Origin of the sequence: Paenibacillus aceti, from assembly GCF_003614185.1 — a bacterium.
GTDB classification, from domain to species: domain Bacteria; phylum Bacillota; class Bacilli; order Paenibacillales; family Paenibacillaceae; genus Fontibacillus; species Fontibacillus aceti.
The window spans coordinates 862,485-874,191 of sequence record NZ_KZ987724.1 but is presented as its reverse complement, the minus strand read 5'-3'; the positions used below and the strand labels follow the sequence as shown (position 1 = coordinate 874,191).

Below are 11,707 nucleotides of genomic sequence, written 5' to 3'. Positions count from 1 at the left end.
TCGCACATATCCTAGCTATTCTCATAAATCATCCGGATAAATCGTGTTAAACGTATCATTAACGATTTGTTCTTCCGGATTGTTACGTAATTCAATAATTATGTCAAAATCGTCATAACTATATTCCGTCTGCTCGATAAACACATCTGGATGCTCAATCACCTTCGTCGCAGGCATCTCCATAATTTGCTTGATCAATTGGTTATGCCTTTCATTAGAGCGCATCGTGCTTATAATTCCATCTATAATAAATACATGCTGTGGATTATTTTCCTCTTCAGAAAGCTGTGTTCGTATCGTCTGGCGCAGCAATGTGGAGGATACGAATGTCCAGCGCTTCATCGCGCATACACTTCCGGCGATAATAGATTCCGTCTTGCCTACGCGAGGCATGCCCTTTAGACCGATGACCTGATGGCCATCCTTCTTGAGCACTTCACCTAGAAAATCTACCAAAAGACCTAATTCATCCCGACTGAATCGGAATGTCTTAAGGTCGTCAGAGTCCCGCTCGATATACCGTCCATGGCGAACCGCTAGCAAATCCACCAACCGTGGGCTTCGGAGCGCTGTTACAGTAACGCTATCCACTTTGGCCAGCATCTTTCCAATCTGCTCGATTTTCTCGTCGTCATCGCTTTCCAGCAGCAGTCCGCGCGTATCTCCTTCCACCCCGTTGATCGTCAGAATATTAACTTCCAGCATACCGAGCATCGATGCGATATCCCCTAATAGGCCCGGTCGGTTTTTATGTATTCTATATTCCAAATACCATTGTTTTTGTCCCATAAAACCTACACCTTCTTATACTTCCTTACCAAGCACACTCTTTCGACAAAATTAGTCAAATGTCCTGCATTTCACCATAAAATTATTCTCTATTTCGTGAAATATATAAAACAATACGTGTCTAATAATAAAGAAAATTTTTTTGAAAGGCAAGTAGTTGTAAAAAATGGGAGAAAAGCCCCCATGTTTCGGGAGCTTTCCAGGCGAATAACTATGCGTTTTTCTTCGCTAACTTGACCATCAGACGGGCGATTGTTTTGCGTTCCGCTTCATCTCCAACATCCCAGAGTTCTTTGAGGGCACGGTTGGAATCATTCTGCGGATCGACCTTTTCTTCCAGAAATCCCCCGATCTCATAAGCAAGATTAGCGATCGCTTCCTCGCTGAAGCCCGCACTTTCCGCATGTTTTACACGTTCACCCAGGAACTTCTTCCAAGTATCAAAATTTTTGAGTACTGTTGACATATTTAACTCCTCCTTGGTGGCACTAATTATAATCAACAGTTGTAATATTCGTTACTCCCTGCTCATTTATTCACCCTAAAAGCGTAGCTATATTTAGGTAACCCATCCACCATTAGGACTGATAATTTGCCCTGTAATATAGCTAGATTCTGGCAGAGCCAGGAAATAAACTAATGAAGATATCTCCTCAGGCGTGGCTAGTCGTCCGACAGGAATATCCTCCTCTAGCTGCTTCAATTCCTCCGCGTCAAATCGCTCCATCATATCGGTCTTCACTGCACCAGGTGCAACCGCATTGACGGTAACGCCGGATGGGGCAACCTCCTTGGCCAGCGCCTTCGTAAAAGCGTTGACGCCTCCTTTGGCCGCAGAATAGACCACCTCACAGGAACCGCCGGAAATCCCCCAAATTGAAGATACATTGATAATTCGACCGAACCGCTGAGATATCATATATGGCATGAAGGCTTGGCTTAACAGAAAAACACTCTTCAGATTCACATCCATAACCTCGTCCCATTCCGACTCCTTGACATCGCTCAGCAGACCATAATGCGAAATGCCGGCATTATTCACTAGAATATCGGGACGCAGTCCATAGGCCTCCAGCCTCTCCTTCATCCGCTCGATCTCCGCACTGCTGCGCAAATCCGCAGAAATGGTGTGCACCTTCGCGCCCATTTCCATGCATTGTCTGGCAACCTCATTCGCTGCTTCATGCGATTTCAAATAATGGATCACTACATTCATTCCAACCGAGGCGAACCGAAGCGCAATTTGCGCTCCGATCCCGCGGCTGGCTCCCGTGACAAGCACGGTCATCTCCCCGATGCTCTTCTCGCTCCCATGCTGCACTGTCATATTAAGGACTCACCACTAAAGATACGGCCAATTGATTCCAATCGATATGCTCACGTAGCCGCTGATTGACATCGTCCAATGTTAAAGATTCATAGATCGGCAATACCTTGAACAAGTCTCCGCCCCGGAAATTATACCTCGTGAATTCATGGGCAATATTCTCCGGATAATTCAGCATTCGCAGATAGCCGCCGATTTTCTTGTTTCGAGCCCGCTCGAAATCCTCCTCGCGGAAGCCGATCGACTTCACCGCCTCGATCTCTGCCTTAATCACTTCCAGCAGTTGATCCGGGTCCTTCGTATCTCCCCCCATCGCTGAGAATGCATAGTGAGGATTACTGTTATATTCGTAGGAGAAGCCGTCGGAGATCAAATCCATATCATACAGCTTCTGATATATCGTCGTGCTTGATCCAAGCAGTAAATCCAGGGCCAGCTTCGTCGTCAAATCGCGGCGCAGCAGCTCTTCTCCGCTTAGGCCGACCTCTTTTTCCTTGAAGCCGAACAGACATTTGGGCAATGATACCGGCAGTTTGGATTCTTTGCGCGCCTGATGCACAGAGGTAGGCTCCTGTTCAAATAAGCGGTCAATGGAGCCCTGAGGCTTGTAATCCTTGCTGGCCTGATTATCCCGGACCATTTGGAATACTTCCTCCGGATCGACTCCGCCTACGACGAACAGCAGCATATTGCTCGGATGGTAGAAGGCGTTATAGCAAGTGTATAGCGTCTCCTTCGTAATCGCCGAGATCGATTCTACCGTTCCGGCAATATCGATTCTTACCGGGTGAGTGGCATACATCGCTTCGATCAGCCCGAAATAGACGCGCCAATCTGGATTATCCGCATACATGCCGATTTCCTGGCCGATAATTCCCTTTTCCTTCTCCACGTTCTGATCTGTGAAATAAGGATGCTGCACGAAGTTAACCAGCGTCTCCAGATTTTTGATGATATTCTCCGTCGCTGAGAACAGATAGACCGTTTGGTCAAAGCTTGTGAATGCGTTAGCTGAAGCGCCTTGCATGGCAAATTGAGTAAAAATATCGCCTTCCGGCTCCTCGAACATTTTATGCTCAAGAAAATGCGCTATTCCGTCAGGAACCGAAATCTCAGACTCACCCTCTACCTTGAAATGGTTGTCAATCGAGCCATATTTCGTGGAGAAGGTAGCATAGGTCTTCTGAAAACCGGGCTTGGGAAGAACATATACCTGCAGACCGTTACTCATCGTCTCGTGATACAAAGTCTCCTGCAGCCTGTCATAAGTGATAGCTTCCACGGATTATCCCTCCTTCTGCCCCGTCAAAAAGTATATCGTATTCAGGCGCACCGAATCGGCCGCTGCTACGACATCGCTTGGCTTCACTTGTTCTATCTCGCTTAACAATTGCTCTACCGGACGATCCTTGCCGGACAGAATACGGTTGAAATCATAAGCGATCATTTCGAAAGCAGAATCCTGCATTTCCAACAGACTGTTGCGGATCATCGCCTTGGTCTGCGTCATTTCCAGTTCACTGATCTCGCCAGCCGCAAGACTGGCCAGCTGCGCCTTGATGATATCTAGCGCTTTCTGATAATTGGCGATCTCGATCCCGGACTGGATGCCGATCATCCCTTTATGTCCATCGAATCGCGATGCCGCGTAATAAGCCAAGCTCTCCTTCTCCCGCACATTCACGAATAATTTCGAATGTGGGTAGCTGCCGAGGATCCCGTTATATAACAAAGCCGCTGCATACCGATCATCTCCATAGGTAATGGACGTGCGCAGCCCTAAATTAAGCTTGCCCTGGTTCACATCAAGCTGCTCCGTTACCGTCCGCGGCTCAATATCCGTCAACTTCACTTGTTCTGGCTCGTAGCCCGGAGAAGAAGTGCGCTGGAGATGGAAGTTTCGTTCCACCAGTTCCTCTACTTCCGCCAGTGTCGTATCTCCTACCACGTATAAATCAAGGCTGGCATTCTGCAACCAGTCCTGGTAAGCGTTATATAAGGATTCAGGAGTAATTTGCTCAAGCGCGCTGCGTTCTCCCAGCGGGTGAAGCCGATAGCTGTCATTGCGGAACATTTCCTCGAGACAGCGCTCCGCCGCATAGCGCATTTTATCATTAATAATAGCCTCCAGCTTCTTGCGCACATTCTCCCGTTCGGAAGCTACATAAGATGCGCGGAAGGCATTGTCCTCCGTAACAGGTCTCGTCACGACTTCGCCAAGGAACCCGAAGCTCTGTCCCAATAGCGACTGATCGCTATTCACGAAGGAATCATTAATCGTATCCATTCTGAACTGAACGATTTGATAATTACCGCGTTTATATACATCAAAACCGAATCCAGCGCCATATAAGCGCTCCAGCTGCTCTCTGAATTGAATCGTCTCCGGATGCGATACTGTACCGCGCCGAAGCACAAACGGGGTTAGAGCTGTCGTAGTCACTGTCTCTTCGGCCAGCGGAATACCCGCATATAGCGAGACAGCAAACGTCTTGAATCTCGTAGTCGGCATCACGTGAATCCGGATCTGGCCCACGCTGCCCCGTTCAAACATTATCTTGTTCAAGACCAAAACTCCTTTACGTAAGACTTAAATAATAGAGGTTGTTCAATTTGTTCAGGTGGTTCAATAAGGCTGAATTAGTTCCATTCTATACCATTGGAAAGGAAAGAAGCAACCGCCCGTAAAGCAAGCGGCTGCCCCCCCATTTGTCTATATTTTACATACAGAAAATATGTTTTCCAATCGTTTTGACCTGAGGCCTGGTCCAAATCCATTTGGAGGTCGCCGTCTCCGGGTTGAAGTAATAGAGGCAGCCTCCTGAAGGATCCCATCCGTTCAGCGCTTGCTGCACCGCCTTCTTCGCATTTTCATTCGGAGTCAGCCAGATTTGCCCGTCAGCGACCGCTGTAAAGGCTCCAGGCTGGAATATAACCCCCGAAACTGTATTCGGAAAACTCGGCGATTTGACCCGGTTCAGAATGACGGCAGCGACCGCGACCTGACCTTCAAAAGGCTCACCGCGCGCTTCCCCATACACCGCATTCGCCATAATGTTCAGATCATTCTCCGAGAGGCCCATCGCATTGGAAGGAGATAACTCCTCATTGGAAGTCTTGCCTTTCTCCGTCTCTTTCGCCGGAGCCTTCGCTGTACCCTGATTGGATTCCATTCCTGGCTTCCACTGCTTCGTCGCATTATACAACATAAGCTTCGTCTTCGGACCCGCTAAACCATCCACCTTGAGGCCGAATTCAGATTGGAACCACTTTAAGGAATCCCGGGTTTTGTCTCCGAATTTACTGTCGATCTTCCCGTAATAAAAACCCAAAAAAGCCAGACGGCCTTGAAGCTCATATACATCCTGACCAAATGCGCCATAATCGATGACCTGTTCACTGAATACAGGTACTGCTTGTTTGGGGATCTCCTGGTTTGCCTTCACATCGTCAGTCTGGAGGAGATGATATATCCCGAACCCGATGCCGAATAAAAGCAGCACTAAACCGGCAGCATACCATATTTTCGCTTTTCTCATTCGTTTAGCTCTACCTTTCTGTTGTGGATTAACATGGATGGTTGACTTTAGTATGACAAGCCCTGCCACTTCCTATGCACTCCAAAAAAGGTAGAGACGAAGCAAATTTGCTCCGTCTGCTTTGAATGATTAGGATGAAATTTTGTTATTCATTTTAAATTGCTCCATTGTGATCAGCACCTCACGCGGCTTGCTTCCTTCATAAGGGCCTACGATCCCGCGCGCTTCCATCGAGTCGATCAATCTTGCCGCCCGGGTATATCCGATGCGCATCCGCCGCTGCAGCAAGGACACGGAGGCCTGCTTGGCTTCCAGTACAATCTGCACGGCCTGATCATACAATTCATCAAGCACCTCTTCCGGCTCCGTCGACTCCTCATCGATTTCCGGTACCAGACTCTCGTCATATTCAGCCTGGCCCTGGCTCCTTACATAGGAGACGATCGTCTCGACTTCCTGATCGCTCATGAACGCGCCTTGGACACGGATCGGCTTCGATGCGCCCATCGGCATATAGAGCATATCGCCGCGTCCGAGCAATTTCTCAGCGCCAGCCATGTCCAGAATAGTGCGGGAATCGACCTGTGACGAGACGCCGAAGGCGATCCGCGACGGGATATTCGCTTTAATGACACCGGTGATGACATCCACCGAAGGTCGCTGTGTAGCGATAATCAAATGAATACCGGCGGCCCGCGCCATTTGGGCGAGACGGGCAATGGCGTCCTCGACATCATGGGCCGCGACCATCATCAGATCCGCCAGCTCGTCCACGATGACAACGATATACGGCAGTACCGCCTCTGGATTATCTTGCACCATATGGTTATAGCCTTCAATGTTACGGGCGCCGGATTTCGAGAACAGCTCATAACGCTTCTCCATCTCGACGACGATCTTCTTCAGCGCCAGCGAAGCCCGGCGTGGATCTGTAACGACCGGAGTCAGCAGATGCGGAATTCCGTTATAGACATTCAGCTCGACCATCTTCGGATCGACCATCATGAATTTGACTTCATCCGGCTTCGCTTTGTATAGAATACTCGTGATAATCCCGTTAATACAGACTGATTTCCCCGAGCCGGTCGCACCAGCTACGAGCAAATGCGGCATCTTCGCCAGGTTGCCGACGATCGTCTGCCCCGATATATCACGACCAAATGCAATAGTAAGTCGAGCCTCCGAGTTCACGAAGGTAGGGGTCTCCATCACTTCGCGCATCGTAACGAGCGAGACTTCATTATTCGGCACTTCGATCCCGATTGCCGATTTTCCGGGAATCGGCGCTTCCATCCGAATATCCTTGGCTGCGAGGGCAAGAGCTATATCATCCGTCAGATTGACGATCTTGCTCACCTTCACGCCGATATCCGGCTGCACTTCGTAACGGGTCACCGCTGGTCCCCTTACAACCTCAAGCACGCGCGCACGCACCCCGAAGCTCTCGAGCGTAGCCTCCAGCTTGCGAGCAGTCTGCATATAATCCGCCTGATCTCCGGATTTTCCTGCCCCTGCCGGCTTCGCCAGTAAACGGAAGGATGGCAATTTATATGGCTTCGGCGCAGGTTTCGGCGGTGGTGCTGCCTCTGCCTCCGCTGTTTCTCCTTCCGCGGACGCATTTGAGCCTTCTTCTATCGTCCCCTCCGCATCGGTTCCGTCCTCTTCGCTTGCAATGATACCCTCATCGCTGGAACCGTCTGGTATCGGAGTCTCTTCTTCCGACCAGTCCATCCCGTGGATAGGGTACTCCTCCATCTCTTCATCTAGATCTCCATCATGAAGACTGGTCTCACGCTGGATATTATCGAAGAAGTCGCGGATAATCGGACCTCGCTCCTCCTCCGAACGAGGGTCACTGGACTGATACTTCAATTCATTCCAGTTAATGCCTTGTGCAGGCTCCGCTCCCTGAGCTCCTTCCAGAACTTCTTCATCGAAGTCATTCTCCGGTGCCGTCACAGCCTTGCCTGCTGCCCCCTTAAAGCCGAAGAGTTGAAACAGAACCGATTTCAATGGCGACTTCTGCGGCTTCGAATTCTTTTCCGATTGATTAAGAGAGATCTGCTCCGTCTCAGCGTGAGAATATAGTAGCTCATCTTCTTCAACATCATCGGTTACCGCCGCTACCGGTTTATTCACTTGGCGGCTTCGATTCTTCACAGGAACGGGACGCAGCATACGCACCTTCTGCCCCATTTGTCTGCCCAGTTCTCCCAGCTTGCTGCGTACAAGACGAATAATATCCACGTAGGACAAGCCTGTAACCAGCATGAAGCTGATCGCTAGCATAACGATCATAATCAGCGTAGCCCCAGCCATCCCGAATAGGGAAAAGAGCAGGGCAAACTCGATACCGCCAATATAGCCTCCGCTAATATTCAAGTTGATAATGCTGAAGCCCATATCCATTGTCGACGGCTGGAACAATGCGGTTCGCAAGTCAAGATGAATCTGCTTCAGAATATTGCTGAAGGTCATCGGGACTACCGGCTCCAGTCGTTGATGCATAGATATAATAGTGCTCATCAGAACGAGCGCAAGCACAGTAAGAACAATCCCGCTCCGTCTTGCCGTCCAGCGCGATGGCCACTTGCGATTGATCATAACTGCTAGTCCAACATATACACCGATTAAAGGAATAACAAAATAGAACTTGCCCAGCAAGAGCGCCGACATTTTAGATAAAGTTCTGCCCACGGCGGCCTCGCCAGACAGCGCTATAATTGACAATGTAATCAGGATGATCCCATATATTTCATATTTAAGCAGGCTGCCTATCGCAGCAGTCTTCTTTTTCTTCCGTTTTTTTGCCAAAACAGGAACACCCCCCAGATGAATATTATACCATATTCACCGGGTATACCCGTAACCTTTCTTTACGGCGTTATTCGCGGAGAAGTATCTGCCTATGTCCCGTCCACACACATGCCCCGGGGTGAAAACTCAGTTTAACAACACTGGCATATAAACGATCTGCTGTCCGGGGGAGAGCATTGGATTCAAATAATCATCAAGACTGCATCGCAGCAGCCTGATGATCGTGGCCCGGTTACCCGGCTCCATCCGCACCTGCATCAGAATGCCTCCCATTTCAATTTCCGTGTACGTCTCCTGAACCTCAGGCTGCGCCCAATATTCTTCCTCCGGAATAATCGTATAGTGCGTCATTGCATCGTCCCTCCCTCGGCATTCTTCCTTCGCGAATCAATCAAGTTATTCAATTGAAGCAAGCCTTCTCCAATGCCACCGACCGCATCGATCAGACCGTATTTCACCGCATCATTTCCCCCGACCGATGTCCCGATATCCCGATTAAGCTCCCCAGTCTTGAACATCAGCTCCTTGAACAACTGTTCGCTAATACGAGAATGCGAGGTCACGAACCGCACTACGCGCTCCTGCATTTTCTCAATATATTCAAAAGTCTGCGGCACACCGATCACCAGTCCAGTCATTCGGATCGGATGAATGGTCATCGTCGCGCTCTCGGCGATTAGCGAATATTTGGAGGCCACGGCAATAGGCACGCCGATACTGTGCCCCCCACCGATCACAACCGTTACCGTAGGCTTTGTCAATGAGGAGATCATCTCGGCGATCGCCAGCCCTGCCTCCACATCACCACCCACTGTATTCAAAATAATCAGCAGCCCTTCGATTTTCGGATTCTGTTCGGCGGCCACCAATTGCGGAATTAAGTGCTCATATTTAGTCGTCTTGTTCTGGGGAGGCAGCACCAAATGACCCTCGATCTGACCGATAATCGTCAGGCAATAAATATTGGATTCTCCCGGCGTAGGTACAGCCGTCTGCCCTAGCTGCTGAATCAAGGCGGTTACATCCGGTTGCTGCTTGTCAGCTGGAGCTGGCTGAGCTTCGGGCTGAACCTCAGGCTGCGCGCTAGGTTTTGTCTCTGAGCCCATTTCCTGCTTGCTCTGCTTCACTGAATCTGAATCTTTCTGTTTATTCATTACAGCACACTTCCTTCCGACTCATTGAGTCTATGATCTGACTGTATGTCCATAAAGCTTAGTATGCCGATATCCTTCACGCCTCTATACAGAAGTGCCATAACACAAAGAGCCATACAACGCAAAAAAAGCCCCCCTCCCACGGGAACCGTCCAATATTACCTTTGGGAGAGAGGCGACTGTGTGCCTATACAATCTAAATTTATTCGTTTGTCTATGCTATATGGTTTACGCTAATATTATACTTCCATGATGATTGGCAAAATCATCGGTCTGCGGCGAGTCTGTTCGTACAAGAAGCGTCCGAGCGCATCCTTGACACCGGTCTTGAGCGAAGCCCACTCATTTACATTCTCGCTCATTAATTTCTCCAAGGTGCTGGAGACGATCCGGTTTGCTTCTTCCAGGAGACCTTCCGATTCACGAACATACACAAAGCCTCTGGAAATAATATCCGGGCCGGACACGATTGTGCCATCCTGCTTGCTAAGAGTCACAACCACGACGAGAATTCCGTCTTGAGACAGCAACTTGCGGTCACGCAGGACGATATTACCTACATCCCCTACGCCGAGTCCATCAATCAGTACATTGCCGGATGGCACCTTGCCGCTCTTACGGGCTACACCATTCTGGATCTCGATGACATCCCCGATATCGACCAGGAATATATCGTCAGGTTCAACACCTACGGATTGACCAAGCAAAGCGTGTTTGCGCAGCATCCGATATTCACCGTGAATAGGGATAAAATACTTCGGACGCATCAAGTTCAGCATCAGCTTCAATTCTTCCTGACTGCCGTGACCAGATACGTGCACCCCGGAATTCGAACCGCTATATATAACTTCCGCACCTAAGCGGAACAGCTCATCAATCGTTCTACCTACATATTTCTCATTTCCAGGTACTGGAGTAGCAGCGATGATAACCGTATCCCCTGGCAAAATATCGACCTTGCGATGCGTCGACCGCGCCATCCGCGTTAAAGCGGACATCGGCTCACCCTGACTGCCTGTACAGAGGATAACTACGCGATCCCCTGCTATTTTGTTAACTTCATCCGGCTCGATCAATAAGCCATCAGGAACGTTCAGGTAGCCAAGCTCAGACGCGATGGATACGACATTAACCATGCTGCGCCCGATAATCGTCACCTTGCGCCCCGTCGTGTAAGCAGCATCGATAACCTGCTGAATCCGGTGAACATTGGAAGCGAAGGTAGCTACGACTACCCGTTGCTCCGCCTTACTGAATATATCGTCCAGCACGATGCCGACATTCTTCTCCGAAGGCGTGAAGCCTGGTCTCTCCGCATTCGTACTATCCGATAATAGAGCAAGCACTCCGCTCTTACCAATTTCGCCCATCCGATGCAGATCGGCAAACTGATTATTCACCGGCGTGTGATCGAATTTGAAGTCCCCGGTATGCACGACATTGCCTTCCGGCGTCTCGATGCAAATCCCTACGGAATCAGGAATACTGTGGTTCGTTCTGAAGAACGTAGCCTTCATCGTCGATCCTAATTGAACCTCAGAATCTGCGTTGATAAGAATACGTTTCGTCTCGCCTAGCAGCCCTGCTTCCTTCAGCTTGTTCTCCACCAGACCCAAGGTCAATTTGGTACCGTATACCGGCACATTCAAATTCTTGAGAACGTAAGGCAAGCCTCCGATATGATCTTCATGGCCATGGGTAAGCAGAATACCCCTTACTTTATCACGGTTCTCCGTCAAGTAAGTGATATCAGGAATGACGATGTCAATGCCAAGCATATCTTCCTCCGGAAATTTTAAACCGGCATCGATAACTACGATATCATTGGCATATTGAACGGCATACATGTTCTTCCCGATTTCTGCCACGCCGCCCAGCGCAAAGATCATCAGTTTATCATTATTCATTTTTTTGGACAAGTGAATCTAACCCTCCTAATTTGTTTGGACGTCATAAATTTTGAATTTTGTTGTTATGCACCCGATCAGTGCTCATTTAAATAAAACTATAAAAAACTTAACCGCACCCAGTCACTTGAAATCCATTATACATGATTAAAAAGATAAAAAACAAGTCAGCCG

Annotated in this window: 10 protein-coding genes; all 10 read right to left on the bottom strand. The window is 49.1% G+C overall.

Annotation, left to right across the window (positions count from 1 at the left end; all coding sequences use genetic code 11):
• Positions 1–21 precede the first annotated feature (21 nt).
• The 10 genes from BFJ94_RS03955 to BFJ94_RS03910 all read right to left on the bottom strand — a co-directional run bounded on the left by BFJ94_RS03955 (position 22) and on the right by BFJ94_RS03910 (position 11,545).
• A complete protein-coding gene (locus tag BFJ94_RS03955) occupies positions 22–789 on the bottom strand; it encodes a DUF3388 domain-containing protein (protein ID WP_120461419.1) in 768 nt (255 codons plus the stop codon).
• Positions 790–1,000: 211 nt separating this feature from the next.
• Complete coding sequence (locus tag BFJ94_RS03950; protein ID WP_120461417.1) at positions 1,001–1,255, bottom strand: DUF3243 domain-containing protein; 255 nt, start codon at positions 1,253–1,255, stop codon at positions 1,001–1,003.
• A 93-nt stretch (positions 1,256–1,348) separates the two neighbouring features.
• Positions 1,349–2,116, bottom strand: coding sequence for an elongation factor P 5-aminopentanone reductase (gene ymfI, locus BFJ94_RS03945; protein WP_120461415.1), 768 nt, complete (start codon positions 2,114–2,116; stop codon positions 1,349–1,351).
• Position 2,117: 1 nt separating this feature from the next.
• Positions 2,118–3,398, bottom strand: a complete 1,281-nt coding sequence (gene yfmH / locus BFJ94_RS03940) for an EF-P 5-aminopentanol modification-associated protein YfmH (protein WP_120461413.1) — start codon at positions 3,396–3,398, stop codon at positions 2,118–2,120.
• A 3-nt stretch (positions 3,399–3,401) separates the two neighbouring features.
• Positions 3,402–4,682 carry an EF-P 5-aminopentanol modification-associated protein YfmF gene (gene yfmF / locus BFJ94_RS03935; RefSeq protein ID WP_120461411.1) on the bottom strand — a complete coding sequence of 427 codons (1,281 nt, stop codon included), beginning with the start codon at positions 4,680–4,682 and terminating at the stop codon, positions 3,402–3,404.
• A gap of 154 nt (positions 4,683–4,836) precedes the next feature.
• Positions 4,837–5,655, bottom strand: coding sequence for a spore cortex-lytic enzyme (gene sleB / locus BFJ94_RS03930; protein ID WP_120461409.1), 819 nt, complete (start codon positions 5,653–5,655; stop codon positions 4,837–4,839).
• A gap of 129 nt (positions 5,656–5,784) precedes the next feature.
• Entirely contained in the window at positions 5,785–8,469 is a 2,685-nt protein-coding gene (locus BFJ94_RS03925; protein WP_120461407.1) for an FtsK/SpoIIIE family DNA translocase, read from the bottom strand.
• 129 nt (positions 8,470–8,598) lie between these two features.
• Positions 8,599–8,823 carry a YlzJ-like family protein gene (locus BFJ94_RS03920; protein ID WP_120461405.1) on the bottom strand — a complete coding sequence of 75 codons (225 nt, stop codon included), beginning with the start codon at positions 8,821–8,823 and terminating at the stop codon, positions 8,599–8,601.
• Positions 8,820–9,626: a ClpP family protease gene (locus BFJ94_RS03915; protein ID WP_438803685.1), complete on the bottom strand. Its 807-nt coding sequence runs from the start codon at positions 9,624–9,626 to the stop codon at positions 8,820–8,822. Before BFJ94_RS03915 ends, BFJ94_RS03920 begins: the two co-directional genes overlap by 4 nt.
• A gap of 239 nt (positions 9,627–9,865) precedes the next feature.
• Complete coding sequence (locus tag BFJ94_RS03910; RefSeq protein ID WP_120461403.1) at positions 9,866–11,545, bottom strand: ribonuclease J; 1,680 nt, start codon at positions 11,543–11,545, stop codon at positions 9,866–9,868.
• Positions 11,546–11,707 lie beyond the last annotated feature (162 nt).